This window comes from Streptomyces sp. NPDC020192 (assembly GCF_044388685.1).
Classification (GTDB): Bacteria; Actinomycetota; Actinomycetes; order Streptomycetales; family Streptomycetaceae; genus Streptomyces.
Genome location: NZ_JBIRXG010000002.1, coordinates 465,588 through 484,765, shown reverse-complemented (window position 1 = coordinate 484,765; position 19,178 = coordinate 465,588). Strand labels below are relative to the sequence as shown.

Sequence of the window (19,178 nt, the reverse complement as noted above, 5' to 3'; positions counted from 1 at the left end):
GGAGCCGCGAGGGCGCTTCGGCCCGTGTGCCAGGTCCTTCAGCCCGTGCCCCCGTGCCGCGCCCGTCGGATCAGCATGTCCGGGGAGCGACCTGAGCTGCCCGGCCGGGTACGGGGGCCGTTCGACCCAGTGCGGGCAGGGGCGGGCCTGGGGGACGGTCGTAGCAGCCCCGGAGGAAGGAGGGGGCCGGCATGCCGTGGGAGACCATCCGGAAGGACACCAGTCTTCGGATCGCCCCGAATCTGCGCGACTACGACGAGGAGTGTGCGGACTTCTCGTGGTCCCGGGCACGCTCCAGGCTGCAGGGCCTGCCCGGCGGGCGGGGGCTGAACATCGCGCACGAGGCCGTGGACCGGCACGCGGCATCGGCGCGCGCCTCGGCGGTCGCGCTGCGCTGTGTCGGGCGGGACGACTCCGTCACCTGTGTGACCTACGGCGACCTGGCCCGTTCGACGGCACGGTTCGCGAACGTGCTCCGCGGTCTCGGGATCGGTCACGGCGACCGGGTGGTGACGCTGCTGGGCCGGTGCCCCGAGCTGTACACCGTGGTCCTCGGCACCCTGAAGAACACCAGTGTCCTGTGTCCGCTGTTCTGCGCCTTCGGGCCGGATCCGGTCTTCCATCGGGTCACGCTGAGCGATGCGCAGGTCCTGGTCACCACGGCCGAGCTGTACCGCAGGAAGGTCGCCGGGCTGCGCGGCAGACTCGCCGGCATACGCCATGTGCTGATCGTCGGCGAGGGCGCGGACCAGCTGCCCGGAACCGTGTCCTTCTCCGCACTGATGGCCGGCGCGGCCGACACCTTCACCATCCCGCCGACGTCGCCCCACGACATGGCCCTGCTGCACTTCACGAGCGGCACGACGGGCATCCCCAAGGGCGCGGTGCACGTGCACGAGGCGGCCGTGGCCCACTACGTGACGGCGTTGTACGCCCTGGACCTCCACCCGGACGACGTGTTCTGGTGCACCGCGGACCCGGGCTGGGTCACCGGGATGTCGTACGGGATCATCGCGCCGCTCCTGCACGGTGTGACGGTCGTGGTCGACGAGGGTGACTACGACGCCCGCCGCTGGTACCGGATCCTCGCCGAGCAACGGGTGAGCGTCTGGTACACGGCGCCGACGGCGCTGCGCATGCTGATGCGGACGACGCCGCGGAGCGGGCCGTACGACCTTCCCCGCTCGTTCGGCCTGAGCGCGCTGCGGTTCGTCGCGTCGGTCGACGAACCGCTCGACCCCGAGGCCGTGGTGTGGGGGCGGGACGTGCTCGGACTGCCGGTGCACGACACCTGGTGGCAGACCGAGACCGGCGCCATCATGATCGCCAACTTCGCCGCCTGCGAGATCCGTCCCGGTTCGATGGGGCGTCCGGTGCCCGGGGTGGAGGCGGCGGTGCTGCGGCGCGGCGAGGACGGCCGGGCCGAGGTCACCGGCGGGCACGTCACCGTGCTGGAGGAGCCCGGCGTGGCGGGTGAGCTGGCGCTCCGGCCCGGCTGGCCGTCCATGTTCCGCGGCTACCTGCACGACGAGCCACGCTCCGCTGCGGCCTTCGCGGACGGCTGGTACCTCACCGGTGACCTGGTACGGCGCGACGCGGACGGCTGGTACTGGTTCGTCGGACGCGCCGACGACGCCATCACGTCGGCGGGACACCTCATCAGCCCGTTCGAGGTCGAGAGCGCCTTGATCGAACATCCGGCGGTCGCCGAGGCGGGCGTCATCGGCCGGCCCGATCCGGTCGCCGGAAACATCGTCAAGGCGTTCGTCACGCTGCGGCCGGGCTTCGACCCGACCACCACGACCCGGCGGGACCTGCTGGCTTTCGCCCGGCGCCGGCTGGGCCCGGCCGTGGCGCCCCGTGAGATCGCCTTCGACTCGCATCTGCCGCACACCCGCAGCGGCAAGATCATGCGCCGCCTGTTGCGGGCCCGTGAACTGGGCCTGCCCGAGGGCGACATCTCCACCCTGGAGGACTCCGCCCCGCGGACCGCCGCCGCGCAGAGGACGGAGCAGCCCGCATGAGCCACCCGCACCCCGCGCGCGCCACGGCCCGCCTCCTGGCCACGGCCAGGCCGGCACGGGTTCACTCGCGGTGCAGCACGACCTTGAGGGCTCCGGTGGTGGTGCCGTGTGCGAACACCTCGTAGGCGTCCTCCATGCGGTCGAGCCCGAAAGTGTGGGTGACGAGCCGGGAGACGGGCAGGCGTCCGCACCTCGTCAGCTCCAGCAGCCACTGCGTGGAGGACGTGTCCACCTGGCCCATGCTGATGGTCACGTTCTTGCGCCACAGGGACTCGAGATGGAGCGTCGCAGGTTTGCCGTGCGTGCCGATGGTGGCGATGTGTCCTCCCGTACGGATGGCACGCGTGCACAGGACGAAACCGTCCGGATCGCCCGACGCCTCGACGACCACGTCGGCGCCCGGCCCCTCGGCCAGGTCGGCGATCATCCGGCCCGGCGACTCGGCGGCGTCCGCGCCCACCCGCAGGGCGGTCTCCAGCCGGGCGCCGGCCAGGTCCACGACGATGACGCGGCGCGGTGAGTAGAGCCGCGCGACCAGCACCGTGGCGAGCCCGACGGGTCCCGCGCCCACCACGACGACGGTGTCTCCCGGGCACACATGACCGTTGCGGACCCCGACCTCGTAGGCGGTCGGGAGGAGTTCGGCGAGCAGTACCGCGTCGTCGAGAGGGAGTCCGGACGGGCGTCGGGTGGTGGAGTGGTCGGCGAACGGCACCCGCACCAGCTCGGCCTGGGTGCCGTTGATGAGATTGCCCAGGATCCATCCGCCGCCGCCACGGCACTGCCCGTACCTGGCGTCGCGGCAGTCCTTGCAGTCGCCGCAGGCCGACACGGACGACACGATCACCTGGTCGCCGGGGCGCAGGTGATGGACCTCGCCACCGACCTCCACGACCTCGCCGACGGCTTCGTGGCCCACGACCGTCCCCGGCTTCACCTCGGGGAGGTCTCCCTGCCGGATGTGCAGATCGGTGGCGCAGACGGTGGTGGCGTCGATGCGTACGATCGCGTCGCCGGGTTCCTCGATCACCGGGTCCGGGACGGTGTCCCAGGAGGTCTGTGCCGGGCCGTGGTAGACGAGCGCTCGCACGGTACTCACTCCTCGCTCCCCCACCTCCACGGTCACCCCCGCCGCACATCCGGGCAACACGGCCCGCCCCGTGCGGCAGTGGGTCCCGCGTGGCAGGTTGGAGAGAGCACCACTGTGAGGAGAGGGCGGCGATCATGCGAGCTCACCTCGGCGACCAGCTCGTCATCGAAAGTCCGACGACCGGCGCCGCCCGGCGCGACGGCGAGATCGTCGGACTCCACCACGAGGACGGAACACCCCCCTACGACGTGCGCTGGTCGGACACGGACGACGTCACGCTCGTGTTCCCCGGGCCCGACGCCCACATCCGGCACCTCGAACAGGGACGGCCCGTGTCCATGCCCGAGGCACAGCCCGGCACGGGTCAGGCGGAGGCCGTGTCCGTGGCGGCCCGGCCGGTCGGGGCGGTCAACCCCGGCGACATCGGCCGACGCGTGGGGGTGGAACGGCGTAGAAGGGGGCTCAGCCGGAAGGAGGCGGCCGGCCGCGCCCGGATGTCGCCCGACTACCTGGCATACCTGGAGGAACGGCCCGCCGACCCGACCCTGGCGACGCTCATCAGGCTGGCCGACGCCCTGGGCACCACGGTCGCCGCGCTGCGTGGCGGAGGCGTGGATCTCCCACCGGGCCAGGGCCACGCGCTGCTGCGCCCCCGGTTGCGGGATCTCAGTGCGGAGGAATGCCGCGTCCTGCTCTCCACGCACGGTGTGGGACGCGTCGCGGTGACGGCCCCCGACGGCCGCCCGGCGGTCGTCCCGGTCAATTACGAGGTCGTCGACGACGCCATCGCCTTCCGGACCGCGCCCGATTCGGTGGTCTCCGCGGCCGCGGAGAGGGAGGTGGCTTTCGAGGTCGACCACGTGGACGAGGCGCTGAGCCAGGGCTGGAGCGTGCTCGCCGTGGGCCCCGCGAGCGTGGTGACGGAGCCCGAGGCCGTACGCAGACTCTCCCGGCAGGCCCACTCCACGCCCTGGGCGGGCGGTGAACGTGACATGTGGGTGTCGATCCGGCCCACGAGCCTCACGGGCCGCCGGATCACTCCGGCCGATCAGTAGACGGCCACGGGTCACTCGACGCCCCGTCCACGACCGGCAAGCACGGCCTGCCGGAAGAAGCCTGGCCGGGGACCCGCCCGTCGGGGCCCGGTGGCGTGTCGCGGTGCGGCGCGCGCGGTGCGACGGTATTCAGGGGGACTCCCGGCAGCATGGCGGAGAGGGCGGTGACGGCGATGGAGCTCCCCCTGGTCGTGGGCGTCGACGGATCGGACTCCAGCCTGGCGGCGGTGGACTGGGCGGTGGACGAGGCGGCACGGCACGGACTCCCCCTGCACCTGGTCCATGCCTCCCTCTGGGAGATCTACGAGGAATCGCTGCCCTCCTTCGGCACCGACCGCCCCGCCGCGGAGGTCATGGCGGAGCACATCATCACGTCCTGCGTGGATCGGGCCCGGCTGCGCGATCCCGAGGTGAAGGTGTCGGGCACGACCATGGCCGAGGACGCCGTATCCGTGCTGCTGCGGGCGGGACCCGATGCGTTCGCCCTGGTCACGGGCTCACGTGGGCGCGGCGAGGTCGCCGGGATGCTGCTCGGGTCCGTCAGCCTCGCGGTGGCCGCCCGTGCCGTGTGCCCGGTCATCGTGGTCCGTGGCGCGGAACCCAACCGCGAGGCGACCTTCCACCGGGTCGTGGTGGGGGTCGGGGACCCGACCGCCGCGAGCGCCGTACGGTTCGCCGTCCGCGAGGCCGAGGCACGCGGCTGTGCCCTGATGGCCGTACGGGCCTGGCGCACCCCCGCACAGGAGCCCGTGGACCACATGCTGATCGCGGACGACGCCGCACGGCTGCGCGAGGAGCGTGCCACGACCGCCCTCGCGGACGCCCTGCGCCAGACCGTACGGGAGCACCCCCGGGTCGATGTCCGCAGCCAGGCCGTCGAGGGGCCCGCGCACCGCGTCCTGCTGGAGGCCTCGGCCCGGGCCGACCTGATCGTCGTCGGCGCTCAGCGTCGGCACGGCCGCTTCGGCCTGCAGCTCGGCAGGGTCGCCCACGCCCTGCTGCACCACTCCACCTGCCCGGTCGTCGTGGTCCCCCAGCCGGTGTGAGGCCCGCCGTAGCCATCCGGGCCTGCACGGTCCTCCGGGCGAGAGAAGGGCGGGCGGATGTCGGAGTGGACAGGGGAGTGGACGGGCTACGACCCCGGCACGGAGCGTCTGCGTGAGTCGCTCTGCACGCTCGGCAACGGCTACTTCGCCACGCGGGGCGCGCTGCCCGAATGCCGGGCGGGCCTGGTGCACTGTCCCGGCACCTACGCGGCCGGGTGCTACGACCGGCTGGAGTCGGCCGTGGCGGGGCGGCAGGTGGTGAACGAGGACCTGGTCAACCTCCCGAACTGGCTGCTTCTCCGGTTCCGTCTGCGCGGGGCCGGGGGAGCGTGGGGCCCGTGGTTCTCCCCGTGCGGGCACACGCTCCTGGACCACCGGCACACCCTGGATCTGCGCCGGGCACGCTCACCCGGTCCTTCCGCCACCGCGGCGACGAGCCGGGTGTGCTCGGTGTCGAGCAGATCCGCCTGGTGCACATGGGGGATCCGCACCTGGCCGCGCTGCGGACGGTCGTCACGGCCGAGGACTGGTCGGGAGAGATCGAGATCGAGAGCTCCCTGGACGGCGAGGTGATCAACGGCAATGTGCACCGTTACCGCGCCTTCGACCGTCACCATGTGACCCATGTGCGCACCGACGCGCACGAGCCCCACACGGTCTGGCTGGGCTGTCGGACCAGCACATCGGACATCGGCGTCGCCCTGGCGGCCCGGACGACGGTCGCCGCCGACCGTGCTCCGGCCGCGTCGGAACTCCGTCCGGCCCGTCACCGTGGACAGGACCGTGGCGCTGGCAACCTCGCAGGACACGGCGATCAGCGACCCGCTCGGCGCAGCGGTCGACCGGGCGGCCGCTGCGGAGGACTTCGCCGCCGCGGGGCACGGCGAGGCGTACCGGGGCCATGTCTTCTGGGACGAGCTGTTCGTCGTGCCCTTTCTGAACGTGCACTTCCCGGAGGTGTCCCGGGCGCTGCTCGACTACCGACACCGGCGCCTGCCCCGGGCCTGCCGGGCGGCGGCCGCGGCCGGGCATGCCGGTGCGATGTACCCGTGGCAGAGCGGCAGCGACGGCCGCGAGGAGACCCAGGAGTGGCATCTCAATCCCGCCTCGGGCCGCTGGCTGCCGGACCACTCCCGGCTGCAGCACCATAAGGGCTCGGCGGTCGCCTACAACGTCTGGGTGTCGTGGGCCCGGACGAGTACCACGACGGCTACCCGGGCAACGACCGGCCCGGGCTGGACGACAACGCGTGCACCAACGTCACCGCCGCCTGGGTCCTCACCCGCACCCTGGAGCTCGTCCGGCGCCTGCCCTCCCGGTGCCGCGAGGAACTGTTCGACCGGATCCGGCTGGACGCCGACGAGCTGCCCGAGTGGGAGGAGGTGTCCCGTCGGTTGCGCGTGCCGTTCCACCGGTGCTACAGGCCCTGTTCCGGCGTCTCGGCTACGAGCTGGACGACGGCGTCTGGCGCGGAACCGTCGACTACTACCTGCGGCGCACCAGCCACGGCTCCACTCTGAGCGAGCTCGTCCACGGCCTGGTCCTCGCCCGGGCCAGGCGGGCCGAGGCATGGAGTTACGTCCATGAGGCCCTGGAGGCCGACATCGACGACATCCAGGGCGGTACGACCGGCGAGGGCATCCATCTCGGTGCCATGGCCGGGACCCTCGACCTGGTCCAGCACGGCCTGACGGGTCTGGAGACACGCGAGGACGCCCTGTGGCTGGACCCCGTACCTCTCCCGGCGCTCTCCGGGTACCCGTTCACCCTGCGCTATCGCGGTCACTCGGGCATCGGTGTACGACGCCGGGGCGATCAGCCGGAGATCAGCGTGCCGGACTCGGAGGAGTCTCCGGTCCGCGTGGTGCTCGCCGACCGCGCGGTGACCGTCGCGCCCGGGGAGACCTGCTCGCTCGTGGTGCCGAGTGCCCCGTCCGGGTGAGGCGGCCACACTGGATGAGGGCGGTCGTGGACAGGACAGGGGGCGCAGGCGATGCGCGCATGGGTGGTGGACCGGCCGGGGCCCGTCGAGAGCGAGCCGCTGCGGCTCGTGGAGCGGCCCGACCCGGTGCCGGGGTCCGGCGAGCTGCTGGTGCGGGTCCGGGCGTGCGGGGTGTGCCGTACGGATCTGCATGTCGCCGAGGGCGATCTGCCGGTGCGCCGGGAGGGCGTGACGCCCGGGCACGAGGTGGTCGGCACGGTCGCCGCCGTCGGCGCGGGCGTGAGCGGGTGGGCGGTCGGCGACCGGATGGGAGTGGCGTGGCTGCGCCGCACGGACGGCAACTGCCGGTACTGCCTGCGCGGGGACGAGAACCTGTGCCCCGGCTCCGAGTACACCGGCTGGGACGCCGACGGCGGCTACGCCGAGTACACGACCGTTCCGGCCGCCTTCGCCTACCGGCTGCCGGCGGACGTGGACGACGTCGCGCTGGCGCCGTTGCTGTGCGCGGGCATCATCGGCTACCGGGCGCTGCTGCGCACGTCCCTGCCGCCGGGCGGGCGCCTCGGTTTGTACGGATTCGGCGGCAGCGCGCACCTGTGCGCTCAGGTCGCCCTGGCGCAGGGGGCCACGGTGCACGTCCTGACCCGCGGGGAGGCCTCGAGACGGCTCGCGCTCGAGCTCGGCTGTGCGTCGGCCCGCGGAGCGTACGACCTGCCGCCGGAGCCGCTCGACGGGGCGATCCTGTTCGCGCCGGCCGGTGAGCTCGTACCGGTGGCGCTGCGGGCGCTGGACCGGGGCGGGGTCCTGGCGGTCGCGGGCATCCATCTCAGCGACATCCCCGTCCTGCACTACGCCGGCGAGCTGTTCTACGAAAAGGAGCTGCGCAGCGTCACCTCCAACACCCGGGACAACGGCCGGGACTTCCTCGCCCTCGCGGCCCGGTACGGCGTCCGGGCCACCACCCATCCCTACCCGCTCTCCGCGGCCCAGCGGGCCCTGGGCGATCTGAAGGCGGGACGCTTCGACGGGGCTGCCGTACTGCTGAACGACCTGTAAGATCCCCGCTCACCGTCTTGCTCGCCCCCGCGCACATGGGGCTTTGCCCGGGGGTGGTTGTCGGCGCGCGCCGGGCACGGCTTAGTCTTACAACTTGTAGGAGTTGCCGGGAGGTGTCGGTCCGCCCCAGGCCAGGTCCCCCATGACGCACCACGGCGGGTCGGCCCGGATTCACCGCGGTGGACAGGGCCGTGCCTGGCTGAGGAGTGGCGAGTATGAGTGAACACCGACGCCGACCGTCGGGAAGGACCGGGCCGTCCGGCTCGGACGGCATGCCGCAGGGCGGCCGGGCAGCGGCGCGCAGGGCCGCCCAGGCCGGCGCCGGACGGGGCCGCCGCGGGGCGGACAGACGGCGCGCGGAGGCCGGGCAGACCGGCCGACGCCGCCTCATCGACTACCCGCGGTCGGGCAAGCGGGGCCTTCGGCGGTGGCTGCCGTCGTGGAAGCAGTCGCTCGGCACCTTCCTGCTGTTCCTCGGCGGCCTGGTGGGCCTGTTCGGGTATGCCTACGCCACCACGACGATCCCGAGCGCGAACCCCAGCACCCAGCAGCAGAGCAACACCTACTATTGGTCCGACGGCTCGGTGATGACCACACAAGGGTCGACCAACCGGCAGAACGTCGACCTCGCCCAGATACCGAAGCTGGTGCAGTGGGACTTCCTCGCCGCGGAGAACGCCACCTTCTACTCCGACCCCGGCGTCGACACGCAGGGCATGCTCCGCGCCGTCTACCACATGGCCACGGGCGGTGAGGTGCAGTCCGGGTCCACCATCACCCAGCAGTTCGTGAAGAACACCTACCTCAGCCAGAGCCAGTCGGTCACCCGCAAGCTCAGGGAGATCATGATCTCCCTGAAGATCGGCGACCAGCTGTCCAAGCAGCAGATCCTGCAGGGCTATCTCAACAGCTGCTACTACGGGCGTGGCGCCTACGGCATCGAGGCGGCGGCCAACACCTACTACCACGTGCACGCCTCCCAACTGACCGTCAGCCAGGGCGCGTTCCTCGCGGCCACGGTCAACGAGCCGAGCCTGCTGATGCTCGCCGACACCGACCCGCAGGCCAAGGCCCAGGCCAAGGCGCGCTGGACGTACGTCCTCAGCCGCATGGCCGCCATCCACCAGATCAGCCAGGCGCAGGAACAGCAGTACCTCGCGGCCGGGTTCCCCACGCCCAAGGCCTACACGCCGTCGGCCGGGATGTCCGGGCAGACCGGCTACCTGGTACAGACCGCTGAGAAGTACGTCGAGGCCCACTCGTCCCTCACCGACCAGCAGCTCGGCCACGGCGGTTACCAGATCTACACCACCTTCGACAAGAAGAAGGTGAACGCGCTGTCGGCGTCCGTCGCGGCGATGGAGAAGAAACACCTCAACCCGGGGCACCGCTCGGCCGACAAGGACGTCCAGGTCGGCGCGGCCTCGATCGATCCGTCGACCGGCGCGGTCGTGGCCCTGTACGGCGGCGCGGGCTGGAACAAGGGCCACTGGACCGACAACGCCGACGCCACCGGTGTGCCGGTCGGCTCCACCTTCAAGCCCGTCGACCTGGCCGCCGCCCTGGACCACGGCGCCGTACTCTCCCCGGGCCAGCCGGCCTCGCAGATCACCCCGGACTCCAAGTTCAACGGTGACGACGGCATCACCATCAAGAACCAGCAGGGCCAGCAACTCCCGGACGCGAACGACCCCACGGGCCTCCTCCACCAGCGCAACGACGTGACCACGAAGTGGGGTTACCTCACCCTGCGCAAGGCCATGGAGCAGTCGGTCAACACTCCCTACGTCCAGCTCGGCGAGTACGTCGGCTACAGCAACGTGGAGAACGAAGCCCTCAAGGCGGGCCTGCTGCGCAAGAGCCTGCAGTACGACACCCCCGGCTACTACATCGGCACGTCCACCCCCTCGGCCATCCGCATGGCCGACGTGTACGCCACCTTCGACGACGGCGGCGTCCAGCACGAGCCGTACTCGGTGACCAAGGTCGTCGCCGGCGGCGAGCAGCTGCCCGGCTTCGGGGCGCCCAAGGGCACCACGGCCATGCCCTCCTCGACCGCCGACACCGTCACCGACGTCCTGCAGGGCGTCGTGAAGAACGGAACGGGCACCAACGCCCAGGCCCTGGGCCGCCCGGTGGCCGGCAAGACCGGTACGACCGACGACTACAAGTCCGCCTGGTTCATCGGCTACACCCCGCAACTGGTCACGTCCGTCAGCATGTTCAAGGAGGACCCGAAGAACGCCGGCCTGCAGTCGATGCAGGGCGTCGGCGGCTTCTCCAAGGTCTTCGGCGCCGACATGCCCACCGAGGTGTGGACCGGCTACATGACCGCCGCCCTTCAGGGACAGCCCGTCCGGCAGTTCCCGCCGGCACCGCAGCTGGGTCAGGGCACCGACGAGTTCGGCGCCCCGTCGCCCACCCCCTCCGCCACCCGGAGCACGCCCTCGGCCACCCCGACCGCGCCGGCCAGCCCGAGCCCCTCCACCGGAGCGTGCCCCCACCAGAAGAAGCACTGCGCCGCCCCAAGCCCGACCGGCACCTCCGGCACCACCACCGGCGGCACCACGACCGGCGGCACGACCGGCGGCGCGGGCGACGGCGGGCTGCTCGGCGGCACCACCAACGGCGGCACCACCAGCGGTACCACCGGCGGCACCACCTCACCCACTCCCGGCCCCACCCGCCCGGGCCGGCATGGGTGACAGCACGGACCTGTCAGGGATCTCGTACGCCTGATGCCCGGCCGGGTCAGTCCTCGCGGTCGTTCTGCCAGTCGAGCAGCTTGACCCGGCCGACCGTGTCGATGTGCGTGTGCATGGCCCGCGCCGCCTCCTCGGAGTCGCCCGCGCGGATCGCCTCGGCGACCTGGCGGTGCTGTTCGAGGGAGCGGGCGGGGCGGCCCGGCTGGCGCAGGGACTCGGTGCGGCTCTCGGCGATGGAGAGGGAGATCTCCGCCACCTTCACCATCCTCGGCTGCTTCGCCGTACCGCGCCTGGCCGGACGGCTCGGCCGCCGCGGCGCCCTGGCCGTCCTCTTCGCCCTGATGATCGTCGGCACGGTCGGGGCCTACGGCGTCGCCTACCCGCTGCACTCGATCCCGCTGACCTTCGCCTTCCTGCCGGTCCTGGGCCTCGGCGGGGCGAGCTTCGCGGTGTTCACCATCTGGCTGCCCGAGCAGTACCCGACCCGGATGCCCGCCTTCGCCCTCACCACGACCTTCTCCCGCTGGGTGGCCGCGGCCGGCACCTTCCTCATCGGCTACTGCATCCACGCCACCGGCTCCCTCACCCTCCCGCTCACCCTCACCGCCGTCGCCTTCGCCCTCGGCATGTGCCTGGTCCGCCTGGCCCCCGAAACCCGGAACCAGGCACTTCCCTCCTGACAACCGAACGGGCACGACCGCAAGCCGAGCAGGGCGTCAGGCAGACGCCGGGTCAGGCGCCGCTCGGTGTCGTACGCGGGCGAGCCCGGGTCGCCGGTGGCGGCGAAGGACGTCCAGGCGGCCGTGATCACCGGAGCCGCGCGGCACGTCCGGGCCACCACCCTTGGGTGGCCCACTTGCCGAGTGTTCGACGAACGCCTTACAGTCCCAGTGTTCGCTTTCCGTTGAACACCTTGTCGAAGGGTGCGTTCCGCTCATGCGCGCAGTCGAGTTCCGGGAGTACGGTGCTCCCGAGGTGCTGAAGGTCGTGGAGGCCGAAACCCCTGAGCCCGGGCCGGGCCAGGTGACCATCGACGCGGTCTACGTCGGCGTCAACTTCGCCGATCTCAAGGCACGCTCCGAGGGGTACCGGGTGGAGTCGCTGCCCTTCCGTCCGGGCCTGGAGGTCTCCGGGCGGATCCGGGCCGTCGGTGAGGGCGTCGAGGGGCTGAGCCCCGGGCAGCCGGTCGCCGCCCTCGTCAACGGCGGCGCCTACGCGGAGGTGGTGGTCGCCGACACCGCCACCGTCTTCCCGCTCCCCGAGGGCCTGGACCTGCGCACCGCGGCCACGCTCCCCACCGTGCTGCCGACGGCTCACGCCCTGATCCACGAGGCGGGACGGCTGCTCCCCGGGGAGAGCGTGCTCGTACAGGGCGCCGCGGGAGGCATCGGCACCGTGGCCGGCCAGCTGGCACGGGCGGCGGGGGCCGGTGCGGTGTACGGCGTGGTCTCCTCGGCGGCCAAGGCAGGACACGCCCTCACGTACGGCTATGACGAGGTGTTCACCGCGGACTCCTTCCCCGAAGAGGTCCGCCGCGCCACCGGTGGCAGGGGCGTCGACCTCGTCCTCGACCCCGTGGGCGGCGACACCCTGCGCCGTGGCCTGGACGCGCTGGCCGTCTTCGGCCGCCTGGCGTCCTTCGGCAACGCGAGCGGGGCCGAGCCGTGGCACGTGGGGCAGGCCGAGCTCTACGGGCAGGGCCACGCCGTCGTGGGATTCTCCATCCTGGCCCTCGCGCAGTCGGCGCCCCAGGCTCTGCGCTCGCTGGCCGAGCGCGCCTTCCGCAGGGTCACGGACGGCACCGTGACCCTTCCGATCACCGCGGAGTTCGCGCTGTCGGAGGCGGCGGACGCCCACCGTCTGATGGGCGGCCGTACGTCGACCGGCAAGCTGCTGCTGCGGGTGACGGACTGAGCGCACCCCCACAGCCATCACGTCGCGTGCACGCGCGCACCACGACAGAGATTCGAACGAGGAAATGAGCCAGAGCAGTACCACCCGGCGGTATACCGGGGCCCTGGGCACAGTGCCCGCTCCCGGGCTCGTCCTCGGTGGCGTGTGCGGGATCCAGTTCGGTGCGGCCTTCTCGCCCCGGATCTACCCGCAGGTAGGCGCTCCGGGCGTCGTGTTCCTCCGCCTGCTGATCGCGGGCGTACTGCTGTGCCTGCTGTGCTGCCGGCGCCGCGAGGCGTTCGGCTCGGTGAAGGGCTCCTGGGGGACGGTGACCGGTGCCGGGGCCCTGCTCGCGGGACACCACCTCGCCTTCTACGAGGCGGTGAATCACATCCCCCTGGGCGCCGTGGCCACGATCGAGTTCCTCGGCCCGTTCGTCATCGCCCTGGCAGGATCACGCCGGGCGGTCGACCTGCTGCCCGCGTGCCTGGCGGTCGGTGGTGTGCTGCTGCTCAGCGGGGGCGGAGTGCCGCTGGCCCCGGTCGGTCTGGCGCTGGCCGCGGTGGCCGCGTGCTGCTGGGCCGGCTACATCCTCGTCTCCTCCCGCATGGCACGGCGGATCAGCGGCAGCCAGGGACTGGCGCCGGCGGTGCTGTGGGCCGGACTGCTCAGCGCACCGTACGGCATCGCCCACGCCGGGAGCGCGCTCCTCGACCCCTACGTGCTGGCGGTGGCCGCATGCGTGGCGGTCGCGGCCAGCGTGCTGCCGTACTCGTTCAATCTGGAGGCGCTACGGCGGATTCCGCCCCGGGTGTTCGGCGTGCTGACCAGCATGGAGCCGGCCGCCGGCGCCTTGTTCGGCTTCCTGCTGCTCGGGCAGCGGCTTGCCTGGCCACAGTGGCTCGGCATCGCCGCGGTCGCGTGCGCCTCCCTCACCGCGACGTTCCTCGGGGCCAGGGAGCGGCGCGGCTCAGGCGTGAGCGCGGAGGGAAAGCGACCGCACAGCACGAATCCTTCCCCGGCGGAGAACGCACCCGCCGCAGTGCCGGTCGACTGACGCCGTGAACCGCCGTTCTCAGTACGATGAGGGAGGGTCCCGCGAGGGGCGACCAGAGGGGCGGTTCATCATCCGGCGGCGGCCAGCTGGGCCGGCGGCTGTCGGCAGAAACAGGCAGAGCACAGATGAGTGAACAGCACGATCGCACCGACCCCACCCGTATAGCGGTCGGCGATGTCGCGGCGAGCCACCCCGTGCAGCGCCGCCGGCGACGGGTTCTCTGGCAGCTGGGCCTGTGCGTGGTCGCGCTCGTGCCCTGGACCGTCTACCTGGCCGTGTCGCTGCCGGATCACTTCGAGGCCCGGTACTGGCCCATGGTGTGGGTGGGCTTCGACGTCATGCTGCTCGCGTCACTGGCCGGTGCGGGGGTGGCGGTGTGGCTGCGACGGCAGGCCCTCGTCCCGCTGTCGTTCGTGGCGGCCACGCTCCTCGTCTGCGACGCCTGGTTCGACATCTCCCTGAACTGGGGGAAGGACGAGGTCTGGTGGAGCGTCGCCTCGGCCGTGCTGGTCGAGCTGCCTCTCGCCGGCCTGTTCATCGCGCGGGCGCGACGGGTGCTGAAGATGTCGGCCCGGCTGGCCTGGCAACGGCTCGGCCTGCCCGGAGAACCGCCGCCGCTGCACAAGATGCCGCTGTTCGTCGCCCTCGCGTCCACACACGGCGGCAAGGCCCCCACGAAGGACGGCCAGAGCGCCTGAACCTCGCCGCGGTGATCGCCCGATGCGCGGCGCCGGCGGCGTCGGCGAGGCGTGACCGCCAGGCACCGGGCCTGCCTGAGTCCGCCGGCGACGAGCAGCACGACGACATCGCTGCGGCCTCGACCTCACCAGAGCGAGGCATCCTCGCGGTCATGCGTCTCGCGCTGCCCCGGTCCGGGTGAACCATCGTCCCAAGTAGGCCGCCACCTCCTCAGGGTTCCGGGCCCGCAGTCCGATGTGCAGGTCGGGGCGGACCAGGACCAGGGCGCCGTCCGGCAGTTGGCGTGAGGTGGCGTCGGTGGGGGACACCTCGCGGATGGTGATCGGCACGGCATACGCGGCCGGCACCGCCGCCAGCGCGGGATCGGGGTCGGGGCGTCGGCCGACCGAGAGCAGGGTCCAGTGCTGGTAGGAGAGGAGGTCGTGGAGGCGGTGCCGGCCGCCCTCCGTGCGGACCGGCTGGTCCGGCATCCGGTCTCCGCCTCCGTGCGCCGAGAGCGGACTCTCCCGGTGGTCCAGGTCCAGGTCGCCGAGCCGGTCGCGGATGCGGTCGGTCGCCCAACGGCTGCGCACCACCCGACGGCCGAACAGCCGCATCATCAGCAGGGTCTGCCAGGTACCCGGCGATTCCAGCACGTCGCGCTTGGTCCGGCGCAGAACCCGCAGGGCGGTGCGCCGCTGCTCGGTGGAGTAGGTGTCCAGCAGTTCGGGCGAAGCCCAGCCGTGCACCACACTGGCCAGTTTCCAGGCCAGGTTGTGGGCGCCGCGCAGGCCGGTGTTCAGTCCGCGTCCGCCGATCGGCGCCCACAGGTGCGCGCTGTCCCCGGCCAGCAGGGCCCGTCCGGAGCGCAGCGAGCGGGCGAACCGGTCCTGGAAGCGGGCCCTGTTGGTCCACAGCGGCAGCGTCGGTGTGAGCCACACGTCGGGCTCATGTGCGGCGCGCATCAACAGCCGGCGCATCTCCGCCTCGGTCACCGGGGCGAGGGGTGTCGTATCCGCCTCCCGGGTGAAGGCGAAGCAGCGGTAACCGCCGCCGGGGCGCGGTGCGCAGCCGATCGACAGGTCCTTGTCCAGCAGGAGGTAGGTACGGTCCCCGTGGTACGGCAGGCTCCAGTCCACCTTCGCGTTGATCTGCGCGACCTGCAGGTGGCGCCGTGGGCCACCGTCGAACGGCAGGCCGACGGCGTTGCGCACCAGGCTGCGTGAGCCCTCGCAGCCGACCACCCAGGCGCAGCGCAGTGTCTGCCGCCGGCCGTCCGGGCCGCGGACCTCGACCTCGGCTCCGTCCTCGGCCACCCGGACCGCCGTCGCCTCGGTCGACCACTCGATCGCACCGCCCGCCTCGGTCAGCCGCTCCCCCAGCAGCCGCTCCACCGTGTCCTGCTCGATCGACAGCGGGTTGGGGTAGCGGGTGCCTCGCGCGGTCAGGTCGAGGACTCCGACCGGCCGCCCCTGAGCGATCAGCTCGGTCGAGTTGAGCGTCACCCCTGCCGCGACGAACCGATCGGCGCAGCCGAGATCGGCCAGCACTTCCATCGCCCGGTGCCAGACGATCCCGGCGCGGGCCTCGCGTTTGCCGCTGTCCTCCTTCTCCAGGACACGCACACTCAGCCCGTACTGGCGCAGGCCGATCGCGAGGGCCAGGCCGGTCGGTCCGGCCCCGACGATCACGACATCGCAGTCGTACGACCCCATGTCACGCTCCCCCACTCGCCACCTTCTCCAGATCGCCCACCGCCGCCCGCACCGGCGGCAGGCAGAGCATCCGCCGCTGGGCATGACGGGTCCGTGCGGTCACCTCGGGGTCGTTCAGTACGTGGTGGCATACGGCGGCGACCTGATCCGGCGACGGGATGCGCCGGCCGAGACCGAGCTCCTGGACCCGGTCGGCGTTGGCCGGCTGGTCCCCGAAGCCCGGCAGCACGGCCATCGGCACCCCTGCCCCGACGGCCTCCCTGATGCTGTTGTATCCGCCGTGGGTGACCAGGAGTTGGGCACAGCGCAGGAGCATCGGCTGGGGCACGGAGTCCACCAGGTGCACGCGGCCCGTCGGCCGCGAGCCTTCCACCGGAACGCCTCCGGTCGCCACTACGGCCTGGCAGTCGAGTTCGGCGAGGCCGGCGACGATCGCGTTGAGGAGGCCCGGCACATCCAGCACCTCGGCGGGGATCGAGGGCAGCACGAACCCGATCGACGCGAGCACCAGCGGCCGGTCTGCGGGGAGTTCGGCCACCCAGTGCGGCAGCACCTCGGCGGGATCGATCGTGGAGGGTTGCCGGTAGCGATAGAACCTCCCGGCCCGCTGGCGGGTGAAGGAGAACTCGGGGGGCATGCAATCCAACCGGCCGTGCCGGTGGATCGCGTCCGGATCCTCCTCGGCCCGCAGTCCGAGCGCGGCACGCCGCTCGTTGAGCCGCTGTTGCAGGACCACCGGGTCCAGGTGGTTGGCCGCCCCCGAGGGCGCGGCCAGGTGCGGCAGCCCGAGCGTCTCGGCCACCAGGTATCCGGTGAGTTCGCCGCCGTCGCGGAGCACCAGGTCGGGCGCGAAAGCGCGCGCCGCGGGCAGCAGCGCGCGATAGCTGTCGATGAGGTGGGGTCCGGCGAACAGGTCGAACCCGCGTCGTTCGGGCGGTCCGTCGGCCTGCGGTGAGAAGGTGGCGAGCGGATCGGTCAGGAGCGGTTCCCGCCGCACCGGCATGTCGTCGAACAACCCGAGCAGTTTGGCCGGTGCCACGACGAGCACATGGTGGTCCGCTGCCGCGAGCGCCGAGACCAGCGGTAGCACGGCGTTGACATGAGAGGGCGATCCGGTGACGGTGACAAGGACACGCATGGCGGCGACTCCTGACGGCCATAAGTCGGTTCGGTCCGGTTCGGTTTCGGTTCGTGGAGGGCCAGGGTGCGGGTGTGACGGACAGTGCCGCTGGGCCGAGAATCACCGTCGTCCGCCGCGCACGATGTCCACCAGGGCACCTGGGTCGACGGGCAACTCCGCGCCATGCCACGCGACATGCCCGTCGGGGCGGACGAGGACGTACGGGCTGCGATAGGCCGGCGCCCGGGTCAGCGTGAACGGGACCCGGCGAGCATCGAAGGCACGGGCCAGTCCGTCGAGGGCAGGCAGATCGGAGCGGGCGTCGGAGGCGACCAGGTGGAAGCCGGGGCCGAACAGGTCCAGGCTGGAGGTTTCGGGGCCCAGCCAGACGTGTGGGGCGCGGCCGCCGGAGGCGAGGTCGGCGCACCAGTCGTACATGGTGACGCCGTCCGGAACGATCACCGGGGAGGTGTAGCGGTAGCCGAAGTGCATGTCGGGGGCCTCGAACTCCCGCCGCACTCCGCTGCGTTCGATGCGACATGCGAGTTCCGTCCGCGCGCCCGCGCCCGGTTCGGTGTCGAGCAGGATCTCCGTGGGCAACCGGCGGTCGAGGGTGCGGCGTAAGTTGCCGTCGGCCTCGACCAGACTGCGTTCAGCCACCGGGCGGCGCTCCTGCTGGTAGGAATCGAGCAGCGCGGGACCTGCCCAGCCTGCGAGTTCGGCGGCCAGCTTCCAGCCGAGGTCGGCCGCGTCCGCGATGCCGGTGTTCATCCCGAAGCCGCCGGAGGGCGACAGCGTGTGGGCGGCGTCCCCGGCCAGGAGCACCCGGCCTCGGCGATAGCGCTCGGCGACTCGGTGGGTCAGGTGCCAGTCGTTGTCCGAGAGCACCTCGACGGGTGTGTCCAGGGCGATCGCCGACCGGATGGCCGACATGGCGTCAGATGATGTGTGGTGCCCGACGGTCAGCCGATACAGGTCCCGGCCGTCCATCGCCCGCAGCGGGTAGCGCAGGTCCGGGGGCTGGGTCAGGAAGTACACCAGGGCGCCCCTCGGTCCGAGTTGCTCGCGGAGCCGGGGGGCGCGGAAGAGTATGTTGCGGAAGACCCGTGTCCGGCGCCGGGGCGGCGCCGCGATCCGCAGGGCGGTACGGACGCGGGAAGCGGCACCGTCGCATCCGACCAGGTATCGGGCGCTGATGTCGAGACGGCTGCCGTCCGACAGGTCGGTGGCGGTGGCCCGGACCTGGTCGTGGTCCTGGACGAACGACTCCAGACGGCACTCGCGCCGCAGCACCTCGGGTCCTACGGCCTCGGCGAGGAGCGGGAGCAGCCAGTGCTGCGGGCACACTTGCTCGGGTTCAGGGGTGTAGGGCAGGGCCGTACGGGTGTCGGTGGTGCCGAAGTCCAGACGATGGATCTCGTGCCCGCCGACCGCTGTCACCCATGCGATGTCCAGCGGATGGTCACCGGGCCAGCCGGACTTGCGAATCCGCTCCGCCAGGCCCCAGCGGCGCATCAGCTCCATGGATCGGGGGCCGACGGTGCCCACTCTGGGGTGGCGGATCCGGCCGTCCGTGGCCTCGAGGACCATGCAGGCCACTCCCCGAGAGCGCAGGTCCAGGGCGAGCGCCAGACCGACCGGCCCACCACCGATGATCAGTACTTCGGTCTCGTTCACAGTGCCTCCGCGTCCCCGAGGAACCATTCGGCGTAGAGGGGCCACCAACTCCGTTACATTTCGAGGCAGTTGACGGCATCTGTGGGCCACTGCCGACAGGTGGGGCTTCTGTCCGGACTC

15 protein-coding genes and 2 pseudogenes are annotated in these 19,178 nt (G+C 72.1%); 12 read left to right on the top strand and 5 right to left on the bottom strand.

Going from position 1 to position 19,178, the window contains the following annotated elements:
• The first annotated feature begins 191 nt into the window (after positions 1-191).
• Positions 192-2,024: an acetate--CoA ligase gene (gene acsA / locus ACH47Z_RS06750; RefSeq protein ID WP_399071231.1), complete on the top strand. Its 1,833-nt coding sequence runs from the start codon at positions 192-194 to the stop codon at positions 2,022-2,024.
• Between the two features lie 61 nt (positions 2,025-2,085).
• Here acsA and ACH47Z_RS06745 read toward each other — a convergent pair whose 3' ends face one another.
• Positions 2,086-3,114: an alcohol dehydrogenase catalytic domain-containing protein gene (locus ACH47Z_RS06745; protein ID WP_399071393.1), complete on the bottom strand. Its 1,029-nt coding sequence runs from the start codon at positions 3,112-3,114 to the stop codon at positions 2,086-2,088.
• A 134-nt stretch (positions 3,115-3,248) separates the two neighbouring features.
• On the opposite strand from ACH47Z_RS06745, the gene ACH47Z_RS06740 reads away from it, so the two are divergent.
• The 7 genes and pseudogenes from ACH47Z_RS06740 to ACH47Z_RS06710 all read left to right on the top strand — a co-directional run bounded on the left by ACH47Z_RS06740 (position 3,249) and on the right by ACH47Z_RS06710 (position 10,918).
• The gene (locus tag ACH47Z_RS06740; RefSeq protein WP_399071229.1) at positions 3,249-4,169 is read left to right on the top strand and encodes a DUF1918 domain-containing protein; all 921 of its coding nucleotides are present in this window, start codon (positions 3,249-3,251) and stop codon (positions 4,167-4,169) included.
• A gap of 173 nt (positions 4,170-4,342) precedes the next feature.
• Complete coding sequence (locus tag ACH47Z_RS06735) at positions 4,343-5,215, top strand: universal stress protein (protein ID WP_399071391.1); 873 nt, start codon at positions 4,343-4,345, stop codon at positions 5,213-5,215.
• A gap of 57 nt (positions 5,216-5,272) precedes the next feature.
• Positions 5,273-5,904, top strand: a pseudogene (locus tag ACH47Z_RS06730) (glycoside hydrolase family 65 protein); the annotation flags it as partial.
• Positions 5,840-6,735, top strand: a pseudogene (locus ACH47Z_RS06725) (hypothetical protein). The pseudogenes ACH47Z_RS06730 and ACH47Z_RS06725, both read left to right, overlap by 65 nt.
• On the top strand, positions 6,630-7,157 hold the full coding sequence (locus tag ACH47Z_RS06720) for a glycosyl hydrolase family 65 protein (protein ID WP_399071228.1): 528 nt from the start codon (positions 6,630-6,632) through the stop codon (positions 7,155-7,157). Before ACH47Z_RS06725 ends, ACH47Z_RS06720 begins: the two are co-directional and overlap by 106 nt.
• A gap of 51 nt (positions 7,158-7,208) precedes the next feature.
• Entirely contained in the window at positions 7,209-8,213 is a 1,005-nt protein-coding gene (locus tag ACH47Z_RS06715) for a zinc-binding alcohol dehydrogenase family protein (RefSeq protein WP_399071226.1), read from the top strand.
• 215 nt (positions 8,214-8,428) lie between these two features.
• Positions 8,429-10,918 (top strand): transglycosylase domain-containing protein, encoded by a 2,490-nt coding sequence (locus tag ACH47Z_RS06710; RefSeq protein WP_399071224.1) that lies wholly within the window; start codon positions 8,429-8,431, stop codon positions 10,916-10,918.
• Positions 10,919-10,964: 46 nt separating this feature from the next.
• On the opposite strand, the gene ACH47Z_RS06705 is transcribed toward ACH47Z_RS06710, so the two are convergent.
• On the bottom strand, positions 10,965-11,174 hold the full coding sequence (locus ACH47Z_RS06705; protein ID WP_399071222.1) for an FCD domain-containing protein: 210 nt from the start codon (positions 11,172-11,174) through the stop codon (positions 10,965-10,967).
• Between ACH47Z_RS06705 and ACH47Z_RS06700 the strand changes: the two genes are divergently transcribed.
• From ACH47Z_RS06700 to ACH47Z_RS06685, 4 genes are all read left to right on the top strand, one after another.
• Positions 11,152-11,598, top strand: coding sequence for a hypothetical protein (locus tag ACH47Z_RS06700; RefSeq protein ID WP_399071220.1), 447 nt, complete (start codon positions 11,152-11,154; stop codon positions 11,596-11,598). The genes ACH47Z_RS06705 and ACH47Z_RS06700 overlap by 23 nt on opposite strands.
• A 256-nt stretch (positions 11,599-11,854) precedes the next feature.
• Positions 11,855-12,832 carry a zinc-binding alcohol dehydrogenase family protein gene (locus ACH47Z_RS06695; RefSeq protein ID WP_399071218.1) on the top strand — a complete coding sequence of 326 codons (978 nt, stop codon included), beginning with the start codon at positions 11,855-11,857 and terminating at the stop codon, positions 12,830-12,832.
• Between the two features lie 64 nt (positions 12,833-12,896).
• Complete coding sequence (locus ACH47Z_RS06690) at positions 12,897-13,868, top strand: EamA family transporter (RefSeq protein WP_399071217.1); 972 nt, start codon at positions 12,897-12,899, stop codon at positions 13,866-13,868.
• A gap of 125 nt (positions 13,869-13,993) precedes the next feature.
• Positions 13,994-14,566 (top strand): hypothetical protein, encoded by a 573-nt coding sequence (locus ACH47Z_RS06685; protein WP_399071215.1) that lies wholly within the window; start codon positions 13,994-13,996, stop codon positions 14,564-14,566.
• A gap of 150 nt (positions 14,567-14,716) precedes the next feature.
• Here ACH47Z_RS06685 and ACH47Z_RS06680 read toward each other — a convergent pair whose 3' ends face one another.
• The 3 genes from ACH47Z_RS06680 to ACH47Z_RS06670 form a co-directional block, all read right to left on the bottom strand.
• Positions 14,717-16,261, bottom strand: coding sequence for an FAD-dependent monooxygenase (locus ACH47Z_RS06680; RefSeq protein WP_399071213.1), 1,545 nt, complete (start codon positions 16,259-16,261; stop codon positions 14,717-14,719).
• Position 16,262: 1 nt separating this feature from the next.
• A complete protein-coding gene (locus ACH47Z_RS06675) occupies positions 16,263-17,399 on the bottom strand; it encodes a glycosyltransferase (protein WP_399071212.1) in 1,137 nt (378 codons plus the stop codon).
• 102 nt (positions 17,400-17,501) lie between these two features.
• Positions 17,502-19,058 carry an FAD-dependent monooxygenase gene (locus tag ACH47Z_RS06670; protein ID WP_399071210.1) on the bottom strand — a complete coding sequence of 519 codons (1,557 nt, stop codon included), beginning with the start codon at positions 19,056-19,058 and terminating at the stop codon, positions 17,502-17,504.
• Positions 19,059-19,178: the final 120 nt, after the last annotated feature.